The following is a 26,228-nucleotide window of genomic DNA, read 5'->3' as shown; positions in this document are numbered from 1 at the left end:
ATGATATCAGTACAATTATTAACATTCCAAAGAGGGTGGGTCGCTACACTGATTAAATATTAAACATTATAAATCAGAATAATGGTGATCTTGATGAATACAGATTTAATTGAACGTTTAAAGAGTGATGTGACCGCCATTGTGCTGCAAGGTGAAACAGAACATCTATTTGCCAAGGATCAGGCCTTAGCCCAATTCTATCCTGTATTGTTAAGTATTCTTCGTGCAAGACCGGCCTGGATTGAAAGTCTGGGTCAGCAACTTAATCCCAAGATTGATGAATTATTTAATAATAATCCGACCCTAAAACAACAATTCCAGGCTCAGTTAGATTCAACTGCACCTCAAGATGAAATTGAACAGACCCTGAACCGGGCAATTGTTCCAACCATGAACTTCTTGCAAGCAGAAGCGGGTGCACCCACTGCTGAAGCAGTAGGCCATTTGTTAGATACCCATGCAGACTTGATTCAACGGGCATTACCAGTCTGGGCTGGCCCCATACTGGCATCTCTAGGCGTATCTCCGCTGGCGGGACAAAATCTGAACCGCGCACCGGGTCTGGCTTCCGAACCGGAAGCAGAACCAGTACTGACTGAAGAGAAAAAGGCAGTGGTGTTCTGGCCTTTTATTCTCCTCGTGATTATCGCTGCAATTATTTTATTCTTCTTCCGTGGATGCCTGCGTGATGATGATCCGGATGAATTGCGAAATGCCCAAGCAGTGAGTGAAGCTGCTGCAACGAACCCTGCAATTCTCAAAATCAGCACCGGTAGTCAGGGTGAAATCGTCAACTGTCAGGTACAGATGAATGATCCGAAATATATGCAGATTCTGCAAAATGAAATCAAACAGATCTTTAATTACAGTATTGGCTGTGGTGCAGTAGCCAATGAGAATTACCACTCAGAATTTATTGATCAAGATACAATTCCATCCGTATTGAAATTATTGCAAGGCATGTCAAATGTGACTTTAACTTGGGCAGGTAATCAGGTATCTGTGCAGGCAGCGAACAGTGCAGATGCACAGCGTTTGGCAGGTCAAATTCGTGGCTTAGCTAAAAATGTAGAAGTCGTGACCCAAAAACCAGTGGATATGGATGAGGCGATCAATACAGCCAATACCGAGGCTAAAAAAGCTTTAGACGAACTTCAGATGGAGAATATTGAGGCATTGGATGTTGCAACTGCCTTAAACCTGCAACTTATTCATTTTGCGACAGGTTCTACAGAAATTCCTGAAGTGAATAAAAGCTTGCTGGATCAGACCGCAGCTTTATTGCAATATGCCAAAGATGTACGTCTAACCGTAATAGGCCATACTGATACGGAAGGCAGCAGCACTCAAAATCAGGAACTGTCTTTAAAACGTGCTCAAGCCATTGTGAATTATCTGGTGCAGAAAGGGGTGAATCCGGCACAACTACAACCAGTAGGTATGGCGGCGAATCAGCCTGCTCAACCGAATGCGACTTCGAACGGTCAGTATCAAAACCGTCGTGTAACTTTTGAAGTTATAAGTACCGAAGACGGTCGTGTCCATACTGTAGATAATGAAGGTGTAGTTGAGAAGAAAGCCAGTTAAATAATTCTTTTATCATAAAAAAGGACGAATGATTCGTCCTTTTTTATTTATTATGAATTAAGAGAAGACAGGTGGGGTATAAGTCAGGGTTCTTCCCAGGAACCAGAGTAAGAACAGTACCAACGGAAGATGAAAGACCAGTTGTGTCACTGTAAAGCCAATTACATCTTTGGCCTTTAATTTCAAGATTCCCAGCATAGGGAGCATAAAGAAAGGATTAATCAGATTGGGCAAGGCTTCGGCTGCATTGTAAATCTGGACAGACCAGCCCAGATGCACTTTCAGGTCATGTGCGGCCTGCATCACATAAGGCGCTTCAATAATCCATTTGCCTCCACCAGAAGGAATGAAGAAGCCTAGAATCGCTGAATAAATTCCCATAACGATGGCAAAGGTTTCCTGGGATGCAATCGACACGAAGAACTCGGCGATATAGTGCGACAGGGACAAGTCAGCAGAATTCAGGGCATTGGTCATCATAAAGGCGATGCTGCCATAAAGCGGGAATTGAATCAGTACCCCTGAAATGGCCGGCACAGCTTTGGACACAGCATTGAGAAAATTACGTGGTGTACCATGTAAAGCTACACCTAAAATCAGAAAGATAAAGTTATAGGTGTTTAAACTGGAGATTGCCAGAATCGGATTGCTTTTGGAAAACTCGTTAAACATCCAGACCAGACCCAGAACCACAATCAGAATACTTAAGATTGGCGAGTTTTCAAGCCAGTCACCCGGCCGTTTATGGATCACGGTTTCAGTCTTTTCTTCTTCAACCTGGATCGGGAAGTGATCAATGGTTTTAATATGATTGCCTTTGGGCGCAGACCAGTAGGCAATGGCAATCGAGGCGATGATCAAGATTGCTGTCATGATCATGGATTGCGGCAGGAAAATCGTTTCGGTAAAAGGAATCACACCAGTCAGATTATAAAGCGGTTCTGGTAGGCTGGATTTGTTGGCTTGTAATTGTGCGGCAGAGGAGCTGATGCCGAGCGCCCAGGTTGCACCCATTCCGATAATCGCTGCTGCGGCAGCTGCACGGTAATCCATATTCAGCTCTTTACGCTGCGCCAGTGCAATCACTAGAAGAGCAGTTAGTACTGTACTCATCGCCCAGTTAATCAGGGAAATCAGTAGACTAACTGTGGCGACAAGAACGATGGCTCCACGTCCAGAATGAGGAATGCGCGCCATTTTCTGAATCAATAATTGCATCGGTTTGGAAACTGAAACTACATAACCGACCACGATCAGCATACACATCTGTAAGGTAAAGGGAATCAGGCTCCAGAACCCGTCACCAAATGAAATTGCGACGTCTTGTGCCGGTGCACCAATGCCAATCGCGGCAATCGCAACGATGATGACACCGAGTAGGGCAAAAATATAAGAGTCCGGAAACCATTTTTCAGACCAGTCGCTGACACGCATGGCAAAGCGCTGCAAGATATTTTGTTGAGTTTGCATAATTAAAATCCATTTATTCTGCATTTGTTATTAATAAGCGGCTTTCTTCAGCCAAAAAGAAACCCTTAAAATTTTCATTTTAAGGGCTGGGAAAAATCAGGCTGCTTTACGGAGTAAAGGCACACCGGTGACTTTCTGAATTTCATCAAAACTGACATCGGGTGCCAGTTCTACAAGTTGAATACCTTCAGGTGTGACATCCAATACACCTAAGTCAGTAATAATCCGGTTCACTACGGCCTGGCCAGTAAGCGGAAGACTACATTGTGAAACAATTTTAGGCGTACCATCTTTAGCGCAGTGTTCCATCAGCACCACAACTTTCTGTACGCCTGCAACCAGATCCATGGCACCACCCATGCCTTTGACCTTCTTGCCTGGAATCATCCAGTTGGCCAGATCACCATTTTCTGAGACTTCCATAGCCCCCAGAATGGCGATATTGACATGACCGCCACGGATCATGGCAAAGGAATCGGCACTGGAAAAGAAAGAAGCACCTTTGCGGGCAGTTACCGTCTGTTTGCCAGCATTGATCAGGTCTGCATCCACAGTATCGGCCGTTGGAAATTCTCCAATACCCAACAGACCATTCTCAGACTGTAGCCAGACATTAATATTCTCTGGAATATAGTTGGCGACTAAGGTTGGCAGACCAATACCCAGATTCACATAGAAACCATCTTCAAGTTCCTGTGCGGCGCGCTGCGCCATTTCATTACGTGTCCAAGCCATGATCAAGCCTCCGCCTTTAAAGTCATTTGTTCAATACGTTTTTCCGGTTGGGTATTGAGTACAATCCGGTTCACATAAATGCCGGGAAGATGAATTTCATCTGGATCAAGGGCACCGATCTCGACAATTTCTTCAACTTCAGCAATGGTCACTTTACCAGCCATGGCACAGACCGGATTGAAGTTCTGGGCAGTCTTACGGAAAATCAGGTTGCCGGCTTTATCGGCCTTATAGGCTTTAACCAGAGCCACATCAGCAGTTAAGGATTCTTCCAGAATATAAGACTTGCCATTGAATTCGCGGACATCTTTACCTTCAGCAATGACGGTTCCAACACCGGTCGCGGTATAGAAAGCGGGAATACCTGCACCACCGGCACGTAATTTTTCCGCCAACGTGCCTTGTGGAGTCAGTTCAACTTCGAGTTCGCCACTTAAGTATTGGCGTTCAAATTCCTTGTTCTCGCCCACATAGGAAGAGATCATTTTTTTAATCTGTTTGGTTTCCAGCAATAGACCCAAGCCAAAGCCATCGACACCGGCATTATTAGAAATACAGGTCAGATTTTTGGCACCGGTTTCTTTTAAAGCTGCAATGAGGGCTTCTGGGATACCACATAGACCAAAACCGCCTACCGCAAGGGTATGTCCATCCTGGACCACGCCGTCTAAAGCAGCTTTTGCACTGTCATACACTTTATTTGACATTTTTACCTCGATTTATTCTTCTCTTGCAGATCTCTTTCATCTAAAGATCTGCTGATTTCTATCCATGAGGACTTATAGAGTGTCCGGCTATTTCAAGTTTTTAAGCACAGGCTTTTTGCCAATAGGCATTGGCATAATTGGAAGGATTATTGCGTTGTAACACCTCACTGATATTACGGCTGGCCTGCATCAGGGCATCCAGTTGAATACCGGTTTCAAAGCCCATCTTGGAGAGCAGGTAATACAGGTCTTCAGTTGAAACATTGCCGGAAGCACCTTTGGCATAAGGACAGCCACCGAGACCGGCAATAGAGGAGTCAAATACCCGAATACCTTGTAATAGTGACTGGTAAATATTAGCGATGGCCATGCCATAGGTATTATGAAAATGGCCAGCCAACACTTTACTATCAATTTCTGAAAGACAAGCATCCCAGACGTTCTTCACGCGATCCGGAGTTGCTGTACCAATGGTTTCACCTAATGACACTTCATAGCAGCCCATATCTAGTAAGCGCTGCGTAACTTTTACGACCTGCTTCGGATCAATTGCACCTTCATAAGGGCAGTCCACCATGCAGGAGACATAGCCACGAACCTTGACATCATTAGCTTTGGCAGCGGCCATCACATCTGCAAACTTTTCAAAGCTTTCATCAATCGAGCAGTTGATGTTCTTGCGGGTAAAGCTTTCAGAAGCTGCGGTAAATACCGCAACTTCTTTACAACCCACAGCCAGCGCTGATTCAAAACCTTTCATATTTGGCGTCAGTAAACTGAATTGGATATTCGGATCTTTAGGCAAGCTGGCAAATAGCACATCGCTATCTGCCATCTGTGGGACCCATTTGGCTGAAACACAGGAACCGACTTCAATTGCCTGTAAACCTGTTTTCATCAGATCTAGAATCAGGTTTTTGCGGTCATCTAGTGTTAAAGGTGTTTTTTCGTTTTGCAGGCCATCGCGTGGCCCGACTTCTACGATTTTAACGAAATCTGTCATGCAACTTCCTCCGCTAGAGGCTGGAACTCTACCAGTTCATCGCCAGCTTTAACCTGGTCACCTTTCTGAAAGTATGAGTTTGCGATAATGCCATCATGCGGAGCGCGAATGGTATATTCGATCTTCATTGCTTCCAAGGTCAGCAGTACATCGTCTTTTTTCACTTTGTCATTTGCCGCGACCAGAACCTGAGTAATCACGCCAGGCATTGGCGCAGTCAAGTTATTTTCAGTGCCTTGTTCATCCCGGCCATTAAAATCAGACTTCAGATAAGTAAACTTGTAACTTTGACCATTCTGGAACAGGGTAATGCCATGCTCAGTCCGGCTAAATGCCAATTTCTGCTGCTGACCTGCAAGATTTAACTGGAGTAGGTGTTGATCGAGCAGCTCACCCTGGATAGTGAGTGTCTGGCCTTCATAATTTGCCAGGAAGCTATTTTCTAGCGCTTTAAAGCTCACCACACGTAAAACGTCATTACATTGTAATTTAATTGTATAGCTATTTTGCTGATTCAGACGCCAAAATGCCTTTTGCTGCCAGACTGGATTATTGCTCGTCGGGTTTTGAGCCAGACGCGATAACAGTTCAACCAAGGCTGCAGTGACCACTAATTCTGCACTGATATCAGCAGATGGTTTGAGTAGGAACTCTTCTTCACGTTGAATCAGGCCAGTATCGAGATGGGCATTTTTAAATGAATCACATAATACTAAGCGATCAAGAAAAGCGATGTTATTGCCAAGACCATCGACATGAAACTGACCCAAGGCATGATGCATCTGGGTTAAAGCAGCTTCACGGTTTTTGCCCCAAACAATCAGTTTGGCAATCATCGGATCATAATAGGTGCTGATTTCATCACCTTCGACAATGCCACTATCCACACGCACGCTGTCATTTTGTTCTGGATAGTGCAAATAGCTGATCTGACCGATGGCAGGAATAAAACCTTTTTCTGGTTCTTCGGCATAAACACGGGCTTCCAGTGCATGACCGTGTATCTGTAATTCATGCTGCTGTTTCGGTAAAGGTTCACCGAACGCTACACGTAACTGCCATTCCACCAGATCCTGACCGGTGATCATTTCAGTGACTGGATGCTCAACCTGCAGACGGGTGTTCATTTCCATGAAGTAAGCAGTACCGTCTTGCTCAACGATGAACTCGACTGTACCGGCACCGACATAATTTACAGCACGTGCAGCATCAATTGCGGCTTGGCGCATCGCCTCAAGTTTGTCTTCTGGCATTTTAGGTGCAGGTGCTTCTTCCAGAACTTTCTGGTGACGACGCTGCACGGAGCAATCACGTTCAAACAGATGCACATAATTGCCATGTGTATCACCAAAGACCTGAACTTCAATATGGCGTGGCTGCACGACATAGCGTTCAATCAGCACATCTTCATTGCCGAAGCTGGAACGTGCTTCGCTTTTACAGGAAGCGAGTGAACTCAGGAAATCTTCACTACGCTCGACCAGTCGCATGCCTTTACCGCCACCGCCAGCACTAGCCTTGATCAGTACTGGATAGCCAATACTGTCAGCTTGTTGTTTCAAGAAATCGGCATCCTGATTGGTACCATGATAGCCGGGGGTTAAAGGTACACCAGCTTTTTCCATTAAGGCTTTAGAGGTCGCTTTCAGACCCATTGCTAAGATCGCATCCACTGGCGGACCAATAAAGACAATGTTGTTATCCTGACAGGCCAGGGCAAACTGGTCATTTTCAGACAGGAAACCATAACCTGGATGAATGGCCTGAGCACCGGTAGTTTTTGCTGCCTGAATAATACGTTCAATCTGTAAATAACTTTGTGCAGCAGGCGATTCACCAATATGGATGGCTTCATCTGCCAGTTTGACATGCTGTGCCTGTGCATCGGCATCGGAATATATGGCAACGGTGGCAATCCCTAACTTTTTCGCTGTACGAATCACACGGCAGGCAATTTCACCACGATTGGCAATTAAAATCTTTTCAAACATCCTACGATCCTTCTTGTTGTTATGCCGTGGTCTTAATCCAGGCCGGGCTTTGTTTGTTTAAAAATGCATTCAGTCCATTTTTCGCCTCATCTCCCTGGCGAACATGGGCAATATGCTGTGCGGTTTTAAACAGCAGATCTTCAGTCAGGACCTGTTGATCGACCAGTTGAATCAGCTGTTTTGAGGCGTTTTGCGCTGCTGGTCCACCGAGTAAGAGCGCTTCCACAATCTCATCAATTTTGCTGTCGAGCTGTTCTGGTGCAGTCACTTCATGTGCCAGACCAATGGTTTTCGCCTGTTCAGCTGAGATTCGCTCAGCAGTCAGGAAATAACGTGACGCCTGACGGGCGCCAATCGCACGAATCACATACGGACTAATGGTCGAAGGGGCTAATCCTAAACGTACTTCAGACGTTGCAAACTTGGCATCAGTGCTGGCGATACAGATATCACAAGCGGCTGCCAGACCCATACCGCCGCCAAAAGCAATACCATGGACACGGGCAATCGTTGGCTGTTTCAAGGTCGCCAGACTTTGCAGCATTTTTGCCAGTTTGAGAGCATCGGCTTCATTGTCTGCCTGTGAGGCCTGACCGGCCTTTTTCATCCAGTTTAGATCCGCACCCGCAGAAAAGCTTTTACCTCGGCCTGCCAGAATCACTACACGTACATCATCACGCTGATTTAAAGACTGAAAGCAAGCATGTAGCTCTTCAATGACCTGGGTATTAAATGCATTGTGCAATTCAGCGCGATTAATCCAGACTGTTGCTACCTGATTCTGCTGTTCGAGCTGTAAAAATTGATAGTCCATTTTTGTCACCTCTTACATGCGGAACACGCCGAATTTGGTTGGCTGGATTGGTGCATTCATCGCTGCAGCCAGACTTAGGGCCAGGACTTCACGCGATTGCGCTGGATCAATGACACCGTCATCCCATAAACGCGCAGAAGCATAATAAGGATGGCCTTGGCGTTCATATTGGTCACGAATTGGCTGTTTAAACTGGTCTTCTTCTTCAGCTGACCAGGTTCCACCTTTTTGCTCAATCTGATCGCGTTTCAAAGTCGACAATACGCTAGAGGCCTGTTCACCGCCCATCACCGAAATACGTGAGTTTGGCCAGGTCCACATAAAGCGTGGCGAGTAAGCACGGCCACACATGCCATAGTTACCGGCACCAAAAGAACCGCCAATCACCAGAGTCAGTTTAGGCACATTGGCTGTCGCGACGGCCATCACCAGCTTGGCACCATTTTTAGCAATACCTTCATTTTCATACTGACGACCCACCATAAAGCCGGTGATGTTTTGCAGGAAGATCAGCGGAATATTGCGCTGGGTACATAGTTCAATAAAATGCGCGCCTTTTTGTGCAGACTCAGAGAATAAAATTCCATTGTTGGCAATAATTCCAACTGGCATTCCATAGAGCTTGGCAAAGCCAGTGACCAGGGTAGTCCCAAAGCGTGCCTTGAATTCGTCAAAGCGTGAACCGTCGACAATACGCGCAATCACTTCACGGATATCAAACGGTTTACGTGCATCGCTTGGCACAATGCCATACAGCTCTGAACTGTCAAAACGCGGTGCTTCAATTTCATCTGCAGTTTTATTTGGCTTTTTATTCAGGTTCGCCACAATGTTGCGGGCAATGGCAATTGCGTGTTCATCATTTTCTGCCAGATGATCGGCAACCCCAGATAAACGGGTGTGTACATCACCACCGCCTAGATCTTCACTAGAAACCACCTCACCAGTAGCTGCTTTCACCAGAGGAGGGCCACCGAGGAAAATTGTACCTTGATTACGCACAATAATGGTTTCATCAGACATTGCTGGCACATAAGCACCACCTGCCGTACAGCTACCCATCACCACTGCAATCTGGGCAATACCTAGACTCGACATACGTGCCTGATTGTAAAAGATACGGCCGAAGTGATCACGATCCGGGAATACTTCATCCTGTAAAGGCAGATAAGCACCGCCAGAATCGACCAGATAAATACATGGCAAATGATTTTGCTCAGCAATTTCCTGGGCACGTAAATGCTTTTTCACCGTAAGTGGATAATAAGTACCGCCTTTGACTGTGGCATCATTGGCCACGATCATGCAGGTCACACCATTCACCTGGCCCACACCTGCGACCACGCCTGCTGCAGGAACATCATCCTGATAAACCTGATAGGCAGCCAGTTGACCGATTTCCAAAAAAGCTGTGCCTGGATCAATTAAATGATTAATCCGTTCACGCGGCAGTAATTTGCCGCGATCCAGATGTTTCTGACGGGCAGTTTCTCCGCCACCCAAGGCAATTTTTTCTACTTTCTGTTTAAGGTCATCCACCAGTTGCAGCATGGCAGCCTGGTTGGTCTTAAACTCTTCACTACGTATATTGATTTTGCTCTGTAACTGATTCATGACGAACATCCTTGTTTGATTCTAAGTGTTAATATTTAGGCTGTTTCGTTGAAGAGCTCACGGCCAATGAGCATGCGGCGGATTTCAGAAGTTCCGGCACCAATTTCATAGAGTTTGGCATCGCGCCATAAACGGCCTGCAGCAAATTCATTGATATAACCGTTACCACCTAGGGTCTGAATGGTTTCACCCGCCATCCATGTGGCTTTTTCAGCGGCATATAAAATGGCACTGGCAGCGTCTTTACGCAGGCTACGGCTATGATCGGCCTTGTCACATTCAGCACCAACGGCATACACCAGTGCCTTACTCGCCAGCCAGGTAGAGTACATGTCAGCAATTTTGCCTTGCATCAACTGGAATTCACCCAGTGCCTGACCAAACTGTTTACGGTCATGAATATAAGGAATCACGGTATCCATGCAGGCATCCATAATGCCCAGTGGGCCAGCACTGAGAACCGCACGTTCGTAGTCCAGACCACTCATCAGCACTTTAGCTCCATTGCCGACACCGCCAAGCACGTTTTCTTTCGGAACTTCGACATTGTCAAAAAACAGGGGATAAGTATTGGAACCGCGCATACCCAGTTTGTCTAAGTGGGTGCCGTGACTAAAACCTGGCATATTTTTCTCAACCAGGAAGGCGGTCATGCCTTTGGCGCCAGCTTGTAAATCGGTTTTGGCATAGACGACGAGTACATCGGCATCACCGCCGTTAGTGATCCACATCTTGGAACCGTTGAGTAGATAATGATCGCCTTTGTCTTCAGCTTTCAGTTTCATGCTGACTACATCTGATCCGGCATTCGGCTCAGACATGGCCAGTGCACCGACATATTCGCCAGAAATCAGTTTTGGCAGGTAGCGCTGTTTTTGTTCTTCATTACCATTTCGCTTAATTTGGTTTACACATAGGTTAGAATGGGCGCCATAGGACAAACCAATGGATGCTGAAGCACGGGAAATTTCTTGCATGGCAATAATATGGGCCAGATACCCCAGATTGGTACCGCCATATTCTTCACTGACCGTTAAACCAAGTAGGCCCATATCACCAAATTTTTTCCAGAGGTGAGCCGGGAATTCATTGTCACGGTCAACTTGCTGGGCAATTGGGGCAATTTCCTTGGCGCAAAAAGCGGCCACTGAATCACGAAGCGCAATAAGAGTTTCATCCAAACCGAAATCTAAGCTTTGTAAATTCATTCTTCATCCATCCTGAGATTATATTTGTTGTGTCCAAAAGCATTTTTGTTGTGCTTGTTTTTTTAACATACAACGAAAAATTAAAAAAGTGAACCTATATTCACAAAATGATTTACAATTCATTTTATCTGGTTGAGAATAAGATTATGAGTTATAAAAGATCATCACTGATGCAGGAACGAATGGAACAAAATCGTTTGTCGATTTTACAGTCTGCTCGTGAACTGATTACTCAAGGGGGCTTTAAAGAGGCGTCGATTCAGGCGATTGCAGAACGCGCAGGCGTTTCTACAGGGCTGGTATATCGATATTTTGAGAACAAAAGCCAGATTTTGATTGAAGTTTTGTCGGCAGCGATTCAGCATGAAGTGGGAATTCTTGTTTCCATTGCCGGGTCAGATTTATCGCCAAAACTAAAATTGCAAAAATCTGTTACAACTTTTGTGAAACGTGCCATGAATAGCCCCCAGTTGGCGTATTCACTTATGTTTGAACCGGTTGATCCGGAAATGGAACATGAGCGTTTTCGCAGTAAACAGCTGCTTAAACAAAGCATTAAGGAAATCCTGGCCGAAGGAAAGGTGAATGGAGAGTTCGAGTTTGAAGATTTAAATACGGCAGCTTTGGGCGTGGTGGGTGCCATGACCTTTGTCGTGATTGAACCTTTGAATCCGTCCCGTAATGTGATGTTTGATCAGAACTACAAGGATCACTTTGTCAAACAGATTGCCGATTTTTGTGTTAACGCAGTACATCGACAGGAGGGAAATTCAGCAGCATAGACACACAAAAACAGGCACATAGACAAGGTCGTCGTGGTCATAAAACAATTAGTAAAGTTGAAAATCAGAATTACAAAGAATCAAGGAGATCGATTCAATGACACAAGTACGGTTAAGCTATGCCTATGGAACCAGCAGCCAGCCTTTATTGGGTATGACGATTGGTGAAAAATTTGATCAGGCTTGCGAACAATATGCAGATCGCGATGCAGTCGTCAGCATGCATCAGAACATACGCCTGAGTTATCGGCAGCTACAGGATCAGGTCAATGCCTTTGCCTGTCAGTTGCTGAAATTGGGTATGCAAAAAGGTGACCGTCTGGCGATCTGGTCGCCGAACTGTGTGGAATGGACTATTACCCAGTTCGCAGCTTTCAAGGCAGGCATTATTCTGGTTAACCTGAATCCGGCCTATAAAAGCAATGAGCTGGAATATGTCCTGAATAAAGTGTCCTGTAAGGGACTGGTCATTGCATCGCAGTTTAAAACCACGGACTATCAGGAAATTCTGACCAAAATTGCGCCTGAATTAAAACAGGCTGAAAATAAATTACTAAATGCAGAACGTCTCCCACATTTAAAGCATGTCATTAAAATTGATGAGCAGCAGCATACGGGTATTCATCGTTTTCAGGATTTAATGCCTACACCAAGTGCTCAAGAACTGGAACAACTGCAACAGATCTCCACTGATTTGCAGTTCGATGAAACTATTAATATCCAGTTTACGTCAGGCACTACAGGTAACCCTAAGGGTACAATGCTGACCCATAACAATATTTTAAATAATGGTTACTTTGTCGGTGAGGCGATTCACTTAAGTCCAGAAGACCGTGTCTGTATTTCTGTTCCACTATTCCACTGCTTTGGCATGGTAATGGGCAATCTGGCCTGTATTACCCATGGTTCAGCCATGATTTATCCATCTGCCGTATTTAATCCGCTGGAAACCTTAAAAGCCATTCAGCAGGAAAAATGTACGGCAGCTTATGGCGTACCGACCATGTTTATTGCCGTACTGGAACATGAGCAGTTTGACGAATTTGATCTATCCAGTCTGCGTACCGGCATTATGGCGGGTAGCCCGTGTCCGCAGGAAATTATGCAGCGCGTGATTGAGCGGATGCATATGTCCGAAATTACCATCTGTTATGGCATGACTGAAACTGCTCCGGTAAGTGCCCAGAGTTCTACTGAAGACAGTGTTGAACGTCGTGTCAGTACAGTTGGCCGTGTCCATCCGCATCTGGAAGTGAAAATTGTCGATGAAAATGGCAAGGTGGTGCCGCGCGGTCAACTGGGTGAACTCTGTGTGCGTGGTTATTCCGTGATGCTCGGTTATTGGGAAGATCAGGACAAGACTCAGGAAGTGATTGATGCTGCACGCTGGATGCATACCGGTGATATTGCTGAAATGGATGATGAAGGTTTTGTCAAAATTAAGGGACGTATCAAGGATGTGGTCATTCGTGGCGGTGAAAACCTGTTCCCGAAAGAAATTGAAGATTTCCTTTACACCCATCCAGCGGTGTCAGATGTGCAGGTGATTGGCGTGCCAGACCATAAATATGGTGAAGAGCTTTGTGCCTGCATTATCCTACATGAGAATGATCCATGTACCGAAGAAGCCATCCGCCAGTATTGTGCCGAGCATATTTCTCACAATAAAGTGCCGCGTTATGTGCGTTTCTTCCATGAATTTCCAATGACGGCTTCAGGTAAGGCACAGAAGTTCAAGTTGCGTGAATTTATGCGTGAAGAATTAAATTTAAAAGAGATTGCTTAAATTAATTAAAGCTAAGTTTAAATAGTATTTGATCAGATGACCTGGCGGCATGGATGCCGCCGTTTCATTGTATGGCAAGGATGCCATATCAATGAAACAGAGGGGTTTGGTTACTTTGCCCAGTCAAAGTAACGAAGCACCTGCACAATGGAAGAAGAATCCATCTTGCAAATTGAGGTCATGTATTTAGCAATTTCTTTAAATAGATAAAAATCTATTTCTATATAAATCAGAGTAAACAGATGGCAAAAAACTTTCACAGTGAAGTGGTGGTCGCCAGTTATGATGATCATATCCGTAAACTGATTCCTGGCTATGAACTGGTGCATCAACAGATTGAAGCAATACTCAGTACTGAGCTTCCAGAAAATGCACATATCCTGATCGTGGGTTGCGGTACTGGTTATGAGCTATCTTATTTATTGCAGCAGCATCCCAACTGGACATTTACTGCGATTGATCCTTCCGCTGCAATGCTTGAGCAGGCAAGGAAGCATCTGGCTTCTATTGGAGCTGAACAACGAGTTCAGTTTATACAGTGCACCACTCAGGAACTGGATCAGCAAAATACTTTCGATGCTGCACTTGCTATTTTAGTCGCCCATTTTATTCCTGAACCTCAGAAATCTGATTTTTTTCAGGCTATCTATCAGAGCCTTAAAGCTGGCCGGATCGCATTGACCTATGATCTGATGCAGCCAGAAGGTGAGAATGAATTAAAGGTGATGCAAAAAATGGCACAGCAAACAGGACTTAGTGTGCAGCAAAGCGAAAATATGCTGGCCAGATTGCAGCAGGACTTTTTTCTGATTTCAGCGGAAGATTCAAATGAACTTTTAACAAAAGTCGGATTTAAACAACACAAAATTTATAGTCAAATCATGAATTATTATGGTTTTTTACTCAGAAAATAAAGATCATGATACTTTATATGAATTTTAAAGTTTAAGAGAATAATCAAGGAAGTTTAAGAAGAATGTCAGCATATTATAGTTTGATCCAGCGCGAGCAGCATGCAGATGGCAGTACTACTGCCTATTATCGTTCCAATATTCATGCTCAAGGTGCGTGGAATCCTCATGAACAGCACATGGCACCAGCAACTGGTATTCTATGTGTTGAACTAGAACAGTTTCAGCCTAGATCAGAAATGCGCATTGGCCGGGTTGGACTGGATATTTTTGGACTGATTGCATTTGGTGAGTTTTCTATTACTACGCGCATGATCCGTCCTGGCAAAACTATTGAACTGATTGAGGCGGAAATGTGTGCCAATGGAAAAACCTGTATCGTTGCACGTGCCTGGAGGATGCTGACTTCGGATAGCCAGGCTATTGCAGGTATCGAAGATTTTACGATCGAAAGTCCTGATTCTTTACCGGTTTGGGAGGGTATGAGTTGCTGGCCGGGTGGTTATATTCAAAGTATTGAAACCCGCGCACATACCGACCATCGTGCAGGCAAAGGCATTGTCTGGCTTAGAAATTCACTGGATATGGTCGAAGGACAACCGACTACAGATTTTAGCCGTTTACTGGGTATGGTCGATACCGCGAATGGCGTTGTGCCACGTCAGGATCCAAATGCGGGCTGGGGATTCCCGAATCTGGATTTGCAGATTCATATGCACCGTCTGCCGCAAGGTGAATGGCTGGGGCTTGAAGTGGTGCAACAGTATGGTGAAGATGGGATTGGTCTCACCAGCGGTGTACTGCATGATATTCACGGGCCTTTCGGTCGCAGTGAACAGATTTTGACCTTACGTAAATTCTAAATCTGGTTCAAAAGCAAAAGGATGAATTGATTCATCCTTTTTTTATTGGCATGCTGTGCGCAATGGTTCAGGAATATTGATGAATGCGGATTAGTATTATTGGGGCAGGGCGAGTGGCTTATCATCTTGCCCGTGTATTGTCAGCACAACATGAAATTGTACAGATCTACAGCCGGACTCTGGATAAAGCACAGCAACTGGCTGATCAATTTAAAGCGCAAGCCATCGCTCAACCTGAGAATCTGAATCAGAATATAGATTTGATGATCATTGCTGTGAGTGATCAATCAATTGCTGAGGTCATCAAACAAGTCCATTCTTATTTACAAGATGTGCTGATTGTCCATACTTCAGGCAGTACTCATCTAAATGTTCTAGCAGATGTACATGCAAAGTCTGGCGTCTTTTATCCATTGCAAACCTTTAGTTTGGAACGTGAAATTGACTGGGAAAATACGCCTTTATTTATTGAAGCACCTGAGCCAGAAGATCAAGAAATCTTAACTCATTTAGCAAATAGCCTAAGCGAACGAGTTTATCAATATAGTTCACAACAACGTTTGAGCTTGCATCTGGCTGCAGTATTTGCCTGCAATTTTAGCAACTACTGTTATGACATGGCTAAGCAGGTGGTAGATGCACAGCAGGTAGACTTTAGCCTGCTTTATCCATTGATTCTGGAAACAGCCCATAAAGCGACGCAAAATGATCCTCGCCAAGGACAGACTGGACCTGCGATGCGTGGTGATCAGAATATTCTGAATATACATCAGCAGATGTTAGAGCAGTCTCAGCGACAAGACTTGGCAGATGTATATAACTTACTCAGTCAACAGATTTTAGAACGCCATCAGATCTAATAAAAAAGCGCTGAATAATCAGCGCTTTTTAGATTTATAGATATTAAGAAATTTTCTTAAAGATAAAATCATTAATCTTGTGGCCGGCTTCGATTCCGCGACGCTCAAACTTGGTTTGTGGACGCCATTCAGGGCGAGGGTAGCTGTTGCCTTTACCTGCGAGGTTTTCTAAACGTGGACGTTCTTCCAGAACTTCCAGCATCCACTCAGCATACGGTTCCCAGTCTGTTGCAGCATGGAAAGTACCGCCAAGTTCCAGTTTTTGCTCAACCAATGGCATGCGGTCATGAGATACAAAACGGCGTTTAAAGTGACGTTTTTTCTGCCATGGATCAGGGAAATACAGCTGAACGGTGTTGATGCTATTGTCTGGCATTTCACGAAGTACCTGAATCGCATCAGCATCCAGTACACGTAAGTTCGTCACGCCAGCCATACCTGCTTCATACACGCACTGCGCAATACCCGGTACATGCACTTCGATTCCGACAAAGTTACGTTCAGGATTCGCTTTAGCCATGAGTACCAGTGAACGACCCATACCGAAACCGATTTCGACAGTCAGCGGACGTTCAGGATGCTCAAAATGCTGACGCAAGTCACCCACCGGATATTCCAAAATTAAGTGACCATATTGTTCAAGCGCAGTACGTTGAGAGGTATTTAATGGCGCTGAGCGGCGCATAAACGTTACAATTTCACGGTGCTCGCTTAAATTGTCCAGCTCCACGACTTGCTGGTCTAATTGATCGTTCGACATAATTTTGGCAAATCTAAAAATTCAGAATGCGGTATTTTAAGTCCTGAGCGGTGCAAGTCAAACTTTTCTCGGTATTTCTCCATAAAAATCGAGCCAGAGATCTCAGACAAAATAAAAGAGCCAATCGGCTCTTTTACAGATCAAGCTTGATTAGGTACTAAAACGGTCGATCAAAGTGCTACTGGCTTCATTTAAACCGATTACAGTCACGTCTATGCCTTGGGCTTTAAACTTCTGGATGACGTTATTGAGCATATTTACTGAAGTCACATCCCAGATATGTGCATGCGTCAGATCCAGCTCAACATGATCCAGTTTTTCTTTAAAATCAAAAAACTGGTAGAACTTTTCTGTACTACTGAAAAAGATCTGTCCAGAAATCACATAGCTACGTGAATTAGGCTTATGCAAATAAGTCGAGACATGTACAGTTCTTTCCAGTTTATTAATAAAAAACAAGGCAGAGAGCAATACACCGACAAATACACCGAGCGCCAGGTTATGAGTAGCAAGCACAACAATAATCACCGCAATCATCACGGTATTAAATTCTAGCGGATGCTTGCCAAATTGTTTTATTGCACCCCACTGGAAAGTAGTAAATGACACCATAATCATAATGGCAACCAGCGCAGCCATAGGAATATAAGCCAGCCAGTCTTTCAGGAAGACCACCAGACACAGTAAAAACACCCCAGCCACCAAAGTGGATAAACGGGTACGTGCACCTGAAGAGACATTGATAATCGACTGGCCAATCATGGCACAACCGGCCATTCCGCCCATAAAACCGCTGACAATATTGGCCATACCCTGACCACGACATTCCTGATGTCGATCACTTTCAGTTCCAGTAACTTCATCAATCACTGTAGTCGTCATCATACTTTCAAGCAGACCTACAGTGGCTAAAGTAAAGGAATAAGGCAGGATAATCTGCAAAGTTTCCAGGTTCAGTGGAATTTCTGGAAGAAGAAAGACGGGCAAGGTATCTGGAAACTGTCCCAGATCGCTCACAGTACGCATATCTGCACCAAGCAATAACGCAAGTGCGCTCAGCACGACGATACATATCAGAGGTGATGGAATCGCTTTACCGATTTTCGGAATATAAGGAAATAGATAGATAATTGCCAAACCTACTAAAATGAACAGATAACCCGTACTGTCCATCCGGTGAATTTCCGGGATTTGTGCCACAAAAATCAGGATCGCGAGGGCATTCAAGAAACCATATACCACAGCCTGCGACACAAAACGCATCAGCTTGGCAACTTTAAAAAAGCCCGCAATCACCTGAATGATTCCGGTCAGAATCGTGGCTGCAAGCAGGTATTGCAATCCATGATCCTTGACCAGCGTAATCATCAATAGTGCCATTGCACCTGTAGCCGCAGAAATCATGGCAGGACGAGCACCGAAAAAGGCAATGGACACGGCAATACAGAAAGAGGCATATAAGCCGACTTGCGGATCGACACCGGCAATCGCAGAAAAGGCAATAGATTCAGGAATCAGGGCGAGTCCAACCACCAAACCTGCCAGTACATCAGTCCGGATATTGGAAAACCATTCTTCTTTTTTCAGGTTAATCACGAAATATCATCTAAATTTTGAGAACCTGCGTATCTTAAACAGATACAGATAAAAATCTACACAAGATTGACTTGCAAAAGCCTGTAAATTCCTCAATATTGGATATGTAACTGTGCTGAATGACAGTTACGCTTTTTTGCAATTTACAGGTTTGATCACTTGAAAGTTTGTCAGAAGCGATTTAAAACATTGAGAAGTGTATAACAAGGATCAGAAATGAAGCTTTACTATTCGCCAGGCGCGTGCTCTTTGGCAGCTCATATTATTTTAAATGAAATTAATGTCGATTTTGATTTGGAACGTGTTGACTTAAAAACCCATAAAACAGAAAAAGGTGCAGATTATTACGAAATTAACCCAAAGGGTTATGTACCAGCATTAGAAATTAATCCGGGTTTAATTCTTACAGAAAATGTTGCAATTTTACCGTTTCTTGCTCAACACGATCCAAAACAAGATCTGATTCCACCTTCTGGCATGGGACGTGCCAAAGTGTTGGAGTGGTTAGGTTATCTCAACTCAGAACTGCATGATGCTTATGCTGTATTCTTCACTGGAAAATTATCAGATGAAGCCAAAGAAAAAGCCTATGCAGAAATTGACCGTTTATTGAGTTATATCGATAAGGCCATTGGTGAATCGGACAATGATTATCTGGTCGATGATAATTTCGGTCCGGCAGATGCTTACCTGTTTGTTCTGACCAACTGGTCGAACCAGATTGAACATGATCTGAGTCCATATAAAAATATTATTCATATCCGTAATAAGGTTGCAGAACGTCAGTCTGTACAGATTGCAATGCGTGATGAAGGTTTGATTCCTTAATAATGAAATTTTGAAAAAGCGCCATAAGGCGCTTTTTTTATTGCTTCCAAAGTGATTATTGATATTTAGTCAATAATGATTTGCAAAATCACTGCTTTTTATCAATAAGCAGAGCCTATATAGTGCCTGCATAAATTTTTGGTTTCAGGTTCTTTCTATGAAAAATATTCTATTAATTAATGGCGCAAAAGCTTTTGCCCATTCAAATGGTCAGTTAAATGATACTTTGGCCGAACTGGCACAAGAAGTATTAACAAAGCTGGGGCATCAGGTTCAGGTGACTCGTGCTGACAGTGAATATGATGCAAAAACTGAAGTGGAAAAATATCTTTGGGCAGATACGGTCATTTACCAAATGCCAGGCTGGTGGATGGGTGCGCCGTGGCCAGTGAAAAAGTATATTGATGATGTTTTTACCAAAGGGCATGGCAGCCTGTATGCTAATGATGGTCGCTCACGTTCAGATGCTTCAAAAAAATATGGCTCAGGTGGCCTGATTCACGATAAAAACTATATGTTATCTCTTACCTGGAATGCACCGATGGATGCGTTTACGGATACCGAGCAGTTTTTTCATGGCGTGGGCGTAGACGGCGTTTACCTACCTTTTCATAAAGCCAACCAATTCTTGGGGATGCAGGCTTTACCGACTTTTATTGTGAATGATGTAATTAAAGCCCCTGAAGTTGAAGCGTATATCGCACAGTACCGTGAACATTTAACTCAAATTTTTGCTTAATCAGGAGATATGACCATGCTAACCGTTATTGCTGAAATCATCTGTCATTCGGAACAAGATATGAAAACAGTGCTGGATTCATTTAACAACATCCGCACAAAGGTATTACAAGAGCCAGGCTGTCATCTTTATGATGTCTATATTGATCATCCGGCAATTGAGAGCCGATTACAGACCAAAGTGCCTTTTTCAATCATGATGTTTGAAAAATGGGAAAGCATCCAGCATCTGGAAACCCACATGCATAGTGTAAATATGCAGCAACATGCTAAAGCCACTCAAGGTGCGGTTGCGAGTGTAAAGATTCGGATTTTAGAAGCACTTTAAGCTGTAATTCTCAGTTTGAAAGAGTTTGTAATATTTAATTTTATTCGAACTCTTGTGGCTGATTAAATTGAACCTGTTCAAGTTTCTGTGCGTAGCGGTGTTTTAAGGTGGACCATTGAACTTTGGCAGGTTGCGTCTGTTCTGAAAATTCATTTTCATCTATTGTAGTTTTTAGCTTGCCTGTTAAAAAGTTAATGCTTCGTGCTGTACTCTCACCCGAGGCACGGTGAAAATCATCTACATCATAGCCAATCAATTTAAAAGCATTATCTTGGTATCGAAAGGTATAAGTATAATTGGTGACATACCATGAACCACAGCTTAGCCAGTAGTGTAAATGAACCCGAAGTACACCTTTTTGAATGCTTAAGGCTTCGGATTCACCAAGTGGATCAGCGAGACAAGGTGATTCAACATCACCTTCGCTTGGCAAAGTAGTATTGCTAGCTGCAAGTTGATAACCATTTTCTTGCTTGAATAAAATCAAAAGTTTTCGTTTGTTGGTATTCAGAACATGATTGCCTACACCTGCATTTGCAACAAGATTTTCGGGATTAGTATCTTCAATAATCAGCGCGAGATCTGCTTGACCGTCCTGATTTAAATCGCCTTGCGCTTTTTCTAGAACTTTCCAGTTTTTCGGAACAAAAGATTGATAGCTTGATTTTAGAGAACTGCCTGTCTGAGGTGTTGCACATGCACTTTGTGTAAATGCTATACATAGCAGGGTGCTAAATAGGAAAGGCAGTTTGATCTGATGAAGCATCGGTTTAAATTCCTTTTATTTATAATTTTATTGATGGTCAAAGCTGAGTGATAAGTTTAGCAAAATAGGTTGAGTCATCTCTTTGAATATTGGATAGATATTTATGGTGAACTTTTAATATTCAATCTTCAAATTTAAATTGGGTATCTAAATTTAAAAGTTCAGGAGTTTGCTGGAAACTCCTGAACAGATTGATATGATTTAAATAATTTTTTGGGCCTCTAGCCTCGATTATTATTTAAAGAAATAACCGGTTTCAGGTGAGCTGGCATTGGCCATGCGTTTGCGTGGCATACGACCGGCCAGGAATGCTTCACGACCTGCTTCAACCGCTTTACGCATCGCAGAGGCCATTAAGACCGGATTTTGTGCTGCTGCAATGGCTGTATTCATCAGTACGCCGTCACAGCCCAGTTCCATGGCAATCGCTGCATCACTGGCAGTACCGACACCCGCATCGACCAGCACAGGCACTTTGGCATTTTCTTTAATGATTGAAATGGTATGTGGATTCAGAATCCCCAGACCAGAACCGATCAGGCTACCCAAAGGCATGATTGCTACGCAGCCCATACTTTCCAGTTCTTGTGCCACGATCGGATCATCTGAGGTATAGACCATGATTTCAAAACCGTCATCAATCAGGGTGCGCGCTGCTTTCAAGGTTTCAGTAATATTTGGATAAAGAGTCTTTTCATCACCCAGAACTTCTAGTTTCACCAGGTTATGACCATCCAAGAGTTCACGTGCCAGCATACAGGTACGTACTGCGCTATTGGCATCAAAACAGCCTGCTGTATTTGGCAAAATGGTGTATTTTTCTGGTGGAACCACTGAAAGCAGATTAGGTTGGTCTGGATGCTGACCAATATTCACCCGGCGAATAGCAACCGTTACAATTTCTGCACCGCTGGCCTGAATGGCCTGATCTGTTTCATTTAAATCTTTATATTTGCCTGTGCCTACTAAAAGACGAGACTGGAATTGGCGTGAACCGATCTGTAATAAATCTTGCATAATTGTTCCAAGTGTTATTAGCCGCCACCGACTGCGTGAATAATTTCTATTTTGTCCGCTTCACAAATGGGCGTTTCACCCAATCTGCTTTTAGAAATAATCATTTCATTGACCTCAACTGCAAAGCGCTTACCCTCAAGCGCCAGACTTTGAACCAGCTCCAGCAGGTTCTTGCATTGAGTTTCTTGTTGTTCGCCATTGATATATACCAGCATCTTGGCAACCCTCCATGATTATTGATTAAAGCATCAGACCTATTTGAGGTATTTTACGGCATTCCAGGCCAGAATTAACCAGCCAGCAATCATTAAGGCACCACCAATTGGCGTAATTGCACCTAAACCGCGCGGCAGACCCATTGCCATGACATAGAGTGAGCCACAGAACAGGAAAATTCCCGCCTGAATCAGGAGAAAACTCCATTTGATTGGCAATTCAGGAATCACTCGGCTGATCACTGCCAAAAGGAGTAACCCAAGAGCATGGTAGAAGAAATAATCTGTGGCCGTTTGCCACCAGGTCAACTGTGCTTCAGTCGCTCGAGTCTTTAAACCATGGGCACCAAATGCGCCGAGCATGACTGCAAGCGCAAGATTCAGTGCTGAAATCGCAATCCACATTTGAATTGATCTTCCCAATAAAGTTTGCGCTTAACCTTAGCATAAAAGCTAAGGCTGAAACACGGCATTAAAAGACAAAAAAGCCTTCATATATGAAGGCTTTTTCTTAAGATTAGTAGTTTATTAATTCAATACATCAGTTTGAAGACATTGCCACTTTGATTTTTTCCATTGCATTCTTTTCAAGCTGACGGATACGTTCGGCGGAAACGTTATATTCAGCTGCCAGTTCATGCAAGGTTGATTTTTCATCATCCAGCCAGCGACGCTGCAAGATATTGCGAGAACGGTCATCTAGCTGTTCCATCGCTTCATGCAGGGCAGAGGTACTTTGTTCCTCATAGTCTTCATTTTCAATCAGACGTGCCGGATCATAACGATTATCTTCCAGATATAGTGCTGGAGCAACGTGAGTTGAATTTTCGTCATCATCGTCACCTGATGCTTCAAATGCTGCATCATAAGCCGTCAATCGGCCTTCCATTTCCAGTACCTGTTCTGGTGTTACATTCAGGTCATTGGCAATCGACTGAGCTTCTTCAAGCGTTAACTTTTTAGAAGACTTTTTCAAGCTACGTAAATTGAAGAACAGTTTACGTTGCGCCTTCGTGGTCGCAATTTTGACAATACGCCAGTTACGAATTACATATTCATGAATTTCAGCTTTGATCCAGTGCACCGCAAATGACACCAGACGTACGCCCATACTCGGGTCAAAACGTTTAACGGCTTTCATCAAGCCAAGGTTGCCTTCCTGAATCAGGTCACCTTGAGGCAGGCCATAACCTGCATAACTACGTGCAATATGTACCACGAAACGCAAATGAGACATGACCAGCATTTTTGCTGCGTCCAGGTCTTGGTCGTAGTAATAGCGTTCGGCCAACTCTTTTTCTTGTTCGGCCGTTAAAATAGGAATTTGATTGACAGTGCTAATATAAGCACCAAGATTGACACCTGGCGCCGATAATGACAGGGGCATCAATTGATTGCGGCTGTCACTCATGTGTTCTCCTTGAAGTGCGGGGGATTTAACCCTTAACTAGGTTTTATCTTAATCCAAACTCTTCTCAAATAATGGATATTTGGGTAGAGAAATGTAAACTTTTATACGAGTATGGAGAGCATCCAGTTTAATTGAAAATTTTTAAGATTCAATCAGGTAGTGATACTCGGTTGCAGAAATCTGTTGAGATTCGTATTTTAACTGATGCATTTGGCAATACCGTGTAACATCAGTTTGACTATGTGGATCTGATGACTTTAGCAAGAATGTTTTGCCCTGATCTGCTTTTAATGCACGCTTTAACATCAGGAGCGGCATCGGACAGGGTTTACCCATGGCATCAATAATATGCGCTTGACCGTGGTTATCACTCATTTCCGTTTTATTCATATCGCAAAAAAAAGGCTATAAATATTAGCAAATAGGATGCCAAAACCCAACTATTTGGCTAAAAAGTTACATGAAATAATATATATAATTTTTCTGATATATATTGTGAAAAAAATAACTAAATCAAAAGGAACAAAGCTAAAAAATATCTATTAATTGTCATAAACCCATGTTAAGCTCGTTGCGTATTTAGGATTTCAGATAAACAAATTGATTGTTTTTCGCCCTATACACAATGGATGTAACCGGGATTTTGTTAATAGTTTTACAGAATGATTACAAGCTTAAAAATAATATTTTCAAACTTGTTTGCTCTGCTGTTTGCAACACCGGGTGGTCCTTTTTTTAGTATCAATGAGGATTAACTTATGACAGCTGCTCGTGAACAAGGCGTAGTTAAATGGTTCAACGACACTAAAGGCTTCGGCTTTATTCAACGCAACGGCGGTGATGACGTATTCGTTCATTTCCGTGCAATCCAAGGCGAAGGCCACCGTTCACTTCGTGACGGCCAACGTGTTGAATTCAGTGTAGTTAAAGGCCAAAAAGGCTTCCAAGCTGAAGAAGTTCAACCATTAGACTAATCTTCGGATTAAGCTAATAAACGCCCCAATATAAATTGGGGCGTTTTTTGTTTATACTATTCCATCTTAGTGATTATCAAATTAGAGCAGCGCTTTATGTCATCTGGTTTTGAAACCTTAAATTTACATCCCCAACTGAAAAAGGCAATTGATGCTTTAGGCTTTACCTCCATGACGCCGATTCAGCAGAAGGTTTTAAAATTCACCTTGGCAGGACATGATGCTATTGGTCGTGCACAAACGGGTACGGGTAAAACTGCTGCATTCCTAATTAGTGTGATTAATGACTTGCTGAATAATCCGGTGAAAGAGCAGCGTTATCGTGGTGAACCGCGTGCACTAATTCTGGCACCGACTCGTGAGCTGGCATTACAGATTGAAAGCGATGCGCATGAGCTGACCAAGTTTACTGACCTGAGTGTGGTAACACTTCTGGGTGGTGTAGATTTTGATAAACAAAAGGCACAACTCGATAAAGCGCCAGTGGATATTATGGTCGCTACTCCAGGACGTCTAATTGATTTTGTCGAGCAAAAAGAAGTCTGGCTGGATCAGATCGAATTCTTGGTGATTGATGAAGCCGACCGTCTACTGGATATGGGCTTTATTCCATCAGTAAAACGTATTGTGCGTTTCTCGCCACGCAAAGAGCAGCGTCAGACGCTGATGTTCTCTGCAACCTTTAGCTATGATGTGTTGAACCTGGCACAGCAATGGTTGTTTGAACCGGTGACTGTTGAAATTGAGCCAGAGAAAAAAACTAATGCCGATGTTGAACAGCGTGTTTATATGGTGGCTAAGGCAGATAAATACAAACTGCTACAAGACATTCTGCGTGATGAACCAATTGAAAAAGTCATGATTTTTGCTAACCGTCGTGATCAGGTGCGTAAGCTATATGATCATTTAAAACGTGATGGTTATAAGGTGGTAATGCTGTCCGGTGAAATTGCTCAAGACAAGCGTCTGAAAATGTTAGACCAATTCAAAAATGGTAAACATAACATCATGATTGCGACAGACGTTGCCGGTCGTGGTATTCATGTGGATGGTGTATCTCATGTGATTAACTTCACTTTGCCTGAACAGTCCGATGATTATGTACACCGTATTGGTCGTACTGGTCGTGCGGGAACGCGTGGTGTAAGTATCAGTTTCCTGGCGGAAGATGATGCGTTCTATCTGCCAGAGATTGAAAAAGCGATTGGACAGAAATTACCGCTGACCCGTTTAGAAGGCTATTGCTAATCTAAACTGCAAAAAA

27 protein-coding genes are annotated in these 26,228 nt (G+C 43.6%); 11 read left to right on the top strand and 16 right to left on the bottom strand.

What is annotated here, in order from left to right:
* Nucleotides 1-93 precede the first annotated feature (93 nt).
* Entirely contained in the window at nt 94-1,587 is a 1,494-nt protein-coding gene (locus tag FTV31_RS04225; RefSeq protein WP_180013211.1) for an OmpA family protein, read from the top strand.
* Between the two features lie 57 nt (nt 1,588-1,644).
* On the opposite strand, the gene FTV31_RS04220 is transcribed toward FTV31_RS04225, so the two are convergent.
* From FTV31_RS04220 to FTV31_RS04185, 8 genes are all read right to left on the bottom strand, one after another.
* Nucleotides 1,645-3,057 carry a short-chain fatty acid transporter gene (locus FTV31_RS04220; protein WP_180013209.1) on the bottom strand — a complete coding sequence of 471 codons (1,413 nt, stop codon included), beginning with the start codon at nt 3,055-3,057 and terminating at the stop codon, nt 1,645-1,647.
* Between the two features lie 96 nt (nt 3,058-3,153).
* Complete coding sequence (locus FTV31_RS04215; RefSeq protein WP_004782495.1) at nt 3,154-3,792, bottom strand: CoA transferase subunit B; 639 nt, start codon at nt 3,790-3,792, stop codon at nt 3,154-3,156.
* A gap of 2 nt (nt 3,793-3,794) precedes the next feature.
* Complete coding sequence (locus FTV31_RS04210; RefSeq protein WP_180013207.1) at nt 3,795-4,499, bottom strand: CoA transferase subunit A; 705 nt, start codon at nt 4,497-4,499, stop codon at nt 3,795-3,797.
* 100 nt (nt 4,500-4,599) lie between these two features.
* On the bottom strand, nt 4,600-5,502 hold the full coding sequence (locus FTV31_RS04205; protein WP_180013205.1) for a hydroxymethylglutaryl-CoA lyase: 903 nt from the start codon (nt 5,500-5,502) through the stop codon (nt 4,600-4,602).
* On the bottom strand, nt 5,499-7,493 hold the full coding sequence (locus tag FTV31_RS04200; protein WP_180013203.1) for an acetyl/propionyl/methylcrotonyl-CoA carboxylase subunit alpha: 1,995 nt from the start codon (nt 7,491-7,493) through the stop codon (nt 5,499-5,501). Before FTV31_RS04200 ends, FTV31_RS04205 begins: the two co-directional genes overlap by 4 nt.
* A 19-nt stretch (nt 7,494-7,512) precedes the next feature.
* Nucleotides 7,513-8,307, bottom strand: a complete 795-nt coding sequence (locus FTV31_RS04195; RefSeq protein WP_159123879.1) for an enoyl-CoA hydratase/isomerase family protein — start codon at nt 8,305-8,307, stop codon at nt 7,513-7,515.
* A 12-nt stretch (nt 8,308-8,319) separates the two neighbouring features.
* Nucleotides 8,320-9,921 carry a carboxyl transferase domain-containing protein gene (locus tag FTV31_RS04190; RefSeq protein ID WP_004782485.1) on the bottom strand — a complete coding sequence of 534 codons (1,602 nt, stop codon included), beginning with the start codon at nt 9,919-9,921 and terminating at the stop codon, nt 8,320-8,322.
* A gap of 35 nt (nt 9,922-9,956) precedes the next feature.
* Nucleotides 9,957-11,129 carry an isovaleryl-CoA dehydrogenase gene (locus FTV31_RS04185; RefSeq protein WP_180013201.1) on the bottom strand — a complete coding sequence of 391 codons (1,173 nt, stop codon included), beginning with the start codon at nt 11,127-11,129 and terminating at the stop codon, nt 9,957-9,959.
* Between the two features lie 146 nt (nt 11,130-11,275).
* Here FTV31_RS04185 and FTV31_RS04180 point away from each other — a divergent pair, with 146 nt between their 5' ends.
* The 5 genes from FTV31_RS04180 (at nt 11,276) to FTV31_RS04160 (ending at nt 16,331) form a co-directional block, all read left to right on the top strand.
* Entirely contained in the window at nt 11,276-11,911 is a 636-nt protein-coding gene (locus tag FTV31_RS04180) for a TetR/AcrR family transcriptional regulator (protein ID WP_004782481.1), read from the top strand.
* 97 nt (nt 11,912-12,008) lie between these two features.
* Nucleotides 12,009-13,697, top strand: a complete 1,689-nt coding sequence (locus tag FTV31_RS04175; protein ID WP_004782479.1) for an AMP-binding protein — start codon at nt 12,009-12,011, stop codon at nt 13,695-13,697.
* 242 nt (nt 13,698-13,939) lie between these two features.
* Complete coding sequence (locus FTV31_RS04170) at nt 13,940-14,611, top strand: class I SAM-dependent methyltransferase (RefSeq protein WP_180013199.1); 672 nt, start codon at nt 13,940-13,942, stop codon at nt 14,609-14,611.
* A 62-nt stretch (nt 14,612-14,673) separates the two neighbouring features.
* The gene (locus FTV31_RS04165) at nt 14,674-15,471 is read left to right on the top strand and encodes a thioesterase family protein (protein WP_180013197.1); all 798 of its coding nucleotides are present in this window, start codon (nt 14,674-14,676) and stop codon (nt 15,469-15,471) included.
* 83 nt (nt 15,472-15,554) lie between these two features.
* On the top strand, nt 15,555-16,331 hold the full coding sequence (locus tag FTV31_RS04160) for a Rossmann-like and DUF2520 domain-containing protein (protein ID WP_180013195.1): 777 nt from the start codon (nt 15,555-15,557) through the stop codon (nt 16,329-16,331).
* Nucleotides 16,332-16,374: 43 nt separating this feature from the next.
* Here FTV31_RS04160 and trmB read toward each other — a convergent pair whose 3' ends face one another.
* Nucleotides 16,375-17,091, bottom strand: a complete 717-nt coding sequence (trmB, locus tag FTV31_RS04155) for a tRNA (guanosine(46)-N7)-methyltransferase TrmB (RefSeq protein WP_004782474.1) — start codon at nt 17,089-17,091, stop codon at nt 16,375-16,377.
* 150 nt (nt 17,092-17,241) lie between these two features.
* Nucleotides 17,242-18,687 carry a SulP family inorganic anion transporter gene (locus FTV31_RS04150; protein ID WP_180013193.1) on the bottom strand — a complete coding sequence of 482 codons (1,446 nt, stop codon included), beginning with the start codon at nt 18,685-18,687 and terminating at the stop codon, nt 17,242-17,244.
* Between the two features lie 216 nt (nt 18,688-18,903).
* On the opposite strand from FTV31_RS04150, the gene FTV31_RS04145 reads away from it, so the two are divergent.
* The 3 genes from FTV31_RS04145 to FTV31_RS04135 all read left to right on the top strand — a co-directional run bounded on the left by FTV31_RS04145 (nt 18,904) and on the right by FTV31_RS04135 (nt 20,581).
* Nucleotides 18,904-19,515: a glutathione binding-like protein gene (locus FTV31_RS04145; RefSeq protein ID WP_004782472.1), complete on the top strand. Its 612-nt coding sequence runs from the start codon at nt 18,904-18,906 to the stop codon at nt 19,513-19,515.
* A 157-nt stretch (nt 19,516-19,672) separates the two neighbouring features.
* Nucleotides 19,673-20,254, top strand: coding sequence for an NAD(P)H-dependent oxidoreductase (locus FTV31_RS04140; protein WP_180013191.1), 582 nt, complete (start codon nt 19,673-19,675; stop codon nt 20,252-20,254).
* 15 nt (nt 20,255-20,269) lie between these two features.
* Nucleotides 20,270-20,581, top strand: a complete 312-nt coding sequence (locus FTV31_RS04135) for a putative quinol monooxygenase (protein ID WP_180013189.1) — start codon at nt 20,270-20,272, stop codon at nt 20,579-20,581.
* 40 nt (nt 20,582-20,621) lie between these two features.
* On the opposite strand, the gene FTV31_RS04130 is transcribed toward FTV31_RS04135, so the two are convergent.
* From FTV31_RS04130 to FTV31_RS04105, 6 genes are all read right to left on the bottom strand, one after another.
* Nucleotides 20,622-21,347 carry a hypothetical protein gene (locus FTV31_RS04130; RefSeq protein WP_180013187.1) on the bottom strand — a complete coding sequence of 242 codons (726 nt, stop codon included), beginning with the start codon at nt 21,345-21,347 and terminating at the stop codon, nt 20,622-20,624.
* Between the two features lie 234 nt (nt 21,348-21,581).
* Nucleotides 21,582-22,364: a thiazole synthase gene (locus tag FTV31_RS04125; protein ID WP_034702140.1), complete on the bottom strand. Its 783-nt coding sequence runs from the start codon at nt 22,362-22,364 to the stop codon at nt 21,582-21,584.
* A 17-nt stretch (nt 22,365-22,381) separates the two neighbouring features.
* Complete coding sequence (gene thiS / locus FTV31_RS04120; RefSeq protein ID WP_005235073.1) at nt 22,382-22,579, bottom strand: sulfur carrier protein ThiS; 198 nt, start codon at nt 22,577-22,579, stop codon at nt 22,382-22,384.
* Between the two features lie 39 nt (nt 22,580-22,618).
* The gene (locus tag FTV31_RS04115) at nt 22,619-22,984 is read right to left on the bottom strand and encodes a DUF423 domain-containing protein (RefSeq protein ID WP_180013185.1); all 366 of its coding nucleotides are present in this window, start codon (nt 22,982-22,984) and stop codon (nt 22,619-22,621) included.
* Nucleotides 22,985-23,120: 136 nt separating this feature from the next.
* Nucleotides 23,121-23,990, bottom strand: coding sequence for an RNA polymerase sigma factor RpoH (gene rpoH, locus FTV31_RS04110; RefSeq protein WP_004782464.1), 870 nt, complete (start codon nt 23,988-23,990; stop codon nt 23,121-23,123).
* 141 nt (nt 23,991-24,131) lie between these two features.
* Nucleotides 24,132-24,365, bottom strand: coding sequence for a sulfurtransferase TusA family protein (locus FTV31_RS04105; protein ID WP_180013183.1), 234 nt, complete (start codon nt 24,363-24,365; stop codon nt 24,132-24,134).
* A 383-nt stretch (nt 24,366-24,748) separates the two neighbouring features.
* Here FTV31_RS04105 and FTV31_RS04100 point away from each other — a divergent pair, with 383 nt between their 5' ends.
* Nucleotides 24,749-24,964 carry a cold-shock protein gene (locus FTV31_RS04100; protein WP_004782461.1) on the top strand — a complete coding sequence of 72 codons (216 nt, stop codon included), beginning with the start codon at nt 24,749-24,751 and terminating at the stop codon, nt 24,962-24,964.
* A gap of 96 nt (nt 24,965-25,060) precedes the next feature.
* Nucleotides 25,061-26,212, top strand: a complete 1,152-nt coding sequence (gene rhlB / locus FTV31_RS04095) for an ATP-dependent RNA helicase RhlB (RefSeq protein ID WP_004782458.1) — start codon at nt 25,061-25,063, stop codon at nt 26,210-26,212.
* Nucleotides 26,213-26,228: the final 16 nt, after the last annotated feature.

It is taken from the genome of Acinetobacter sp. YH16031, from assembly GCF_013417335.1.
Lineage (GTDB): Bacteria > Pseudomonadota > Gammaproteobacteria > Pseudomonadales > Moraxellaceae > Acinetobacter.
Note: the sequence above shows the minus strand (reverse complement) of the source record. Positions and strands in the feature narration are given on the sequence as shown.

Excerpts from the sequence above, each read along its gene's own strand:
- FTV31_RS04225 (WP_180013211.1), top strand. The coding sequence starts at position 94 with ATGAATACAGATTTAATTGAACGTTTAAAGAGTGATGTGACCGCCATT.
- FTV31_RS04195 (WP_159123879.1), bottom strand. The coding sequence starts at position 8,307 with ATGGACTATCAATTTTTACAGCTCGAACAGCAGAATCAGGTAGCAACA.
- FTV31_RS04205 (WP_180013205.1), bottom strand. The coding sequence starts at position 5,502 with ATGACAGATTTCGTTAAAATCGTAGAAGTCGGGCCACGCGATGGCCTG.
- FTV31_RS04175 (WP_004782479.1), top strand. The coding sequence starts at position 12,009 with ATGACACAAGTACGGTTAAGCTATGCCTATGGAACCAGCAGCCAGCCT.
- rpoH (WP_004782464.1), bottom strand. The coding sequence starts at position 23,990 with ATGAGTGACAGCCGCAATCAATTGATGCCCCTGTCATTATCGGCGCCA.
- FTV31_RS04145 (WP_004782472.1), top strand. The coding sequence starts at position 18,904 with ATGAAGCTTTACTATTCGCCAGGCGCGTGCTCTTTGGCAGCTCATATT.
- FTV31_RS04185 (WP_180013201.1), bottom strand. The coding sequence starts at position 11,129 with ATGAATTTACAAAGCTTAGATTTCGGTTTGGATGAAACTCTTATTGCG.
- FTV31_RS04130 (WP_180013187.1), bottom strand. The coding sequence starts at position 21,347 with ATGCTTCATCAGATCAAACTGCCTTTCCTATTTAGCACCCTGCTATGT.
- FTV31_RS04180 (WP_004782481.1), top strand. The coding sequence starts at position 11,276 with ATGAGTTATAAAAGATCATCACTGATGCAGGAACGAATGGAACAAAAT.
- trmB (WP_004782474.1), bottom strand. The coding sequence starts at position 17,091 with ATGTCGAACGATCAATTAGACCAGCAAGTCGTGGAGCTGGACAATTTA.
- FTV31_RS04140 (WP_180013191.1), top strand. The coding sequence starts at position 19,673 with ATGAAAAATATTCTATTAATTAATGGCGCAAAAGCTTTTGCCCATTCA.
- FTV31_RS04160 (WP_180013195.1), top strand. The coding sequence starts at position 15,555 with ATGCGGATTAGTATTATTGGGGCAGGGCGAGTGGCTTATCATCTTGCC.
- FTV31_RS04165 (WP_180013197.1), top strand. The coding sequence starts at position 14,674 with ATGTCAGCATATTATAGTTTGATCCAGCGCGAGCAGCATGCAGATGGC.
- FTV31_RS04220 (WP_180013209.1), bottom strand. The coding sequence starts at position 3,057 with ATGCAAACTCAACAAAATATCTTGCAGCGCTTTGCCATGCGTGTCAGC.
- rhlB (WP_004782458.1), top strand. The coding sequence starts at position 25,061 with ATGTCATCTGGTTTTGAAACCTTAAATTTACATCCCCAACTGAAAAAG.
- FTV31_RS04190 (WP_004782485.1), bottom strand. The coding sequence starts at position 9,921 with ATGAATCAGTTACAGAGCAAAATCAATATACGTAGTGAAGAGTTTAAG.
- FTV31_RS04100 (WP_004782461.1), top strand. The coding sequence starts at position 24,749 with ATGACAGCTGCTCGTGAACAAGGCGTAGTTAAATGGTTCAACGACACT.
- FTV31_RS04200 (WP_180013203.1), bottom strand. The coding sequence starts at position 7,493 with ATGTTTGAAAAGATTTTAATTGCCAATCGTGGTGAAATTGCCTGCCGT.
- FTV31_RS04125 (WP_034702140.1), bottom strand. The coding sequence starts at position 22,364 with ATGCAAGATTTATTACAGATCGGTTCACGCCAATTCCAGTCTCGTCTT.
- FTV31_RS04210 (WP_180013207.1), bottom strand. The coding sequence starts at position 4,499 with ATGTCAAATAAAGTGTATGACAGTGCAAAAGCTGCTTTAGACGGCGTG.
- FTV31_RS04170 (WP_180013199.1), top strand. The coding sequence starts at position 13,940 with ATGGCAAAAAACTTTCACAGTGAAGTGGTGGTCGCCAGTTATGATGAT.
- FTV31_RS04115 (WP_180013185.1), bottom strand. The coding sequence starts at position 22,984 with ATGTGGATTGCGATTTCAGCACTGAATCTTGCGCTTGCAGTCATGCTC.
- thiS (WP_005235073.1), bottom strand. The coding sequence starts at position 22,579 with ATGCTGGTATATATCAATGGCGAACAACAAGAAACTCAATGCAAGAAC.
- FTV31_RS04105 (WP_180013183.1), bottom strand. The coding sequence starts at position 24,365 with ATGAGTGATAACCACGGTCAAGCGCATATTATTGATGCCATGGGTAAA.
- FTV31_RS04135 (WP_180013189.1), top strand. The coding sequence starts at position 20,270 with ATGCTAACCGTTATTGCTGAAATCATCTGTCATTCGGAACAAGATATG.
- FTV31_RS04215 (WP_004782495.1), bottom strand. The coding sequence starts at position 3,792 with ATGGCTTGGACACGTAATGAAATGGCGCAGCGCGCCGCACAGGAACTT.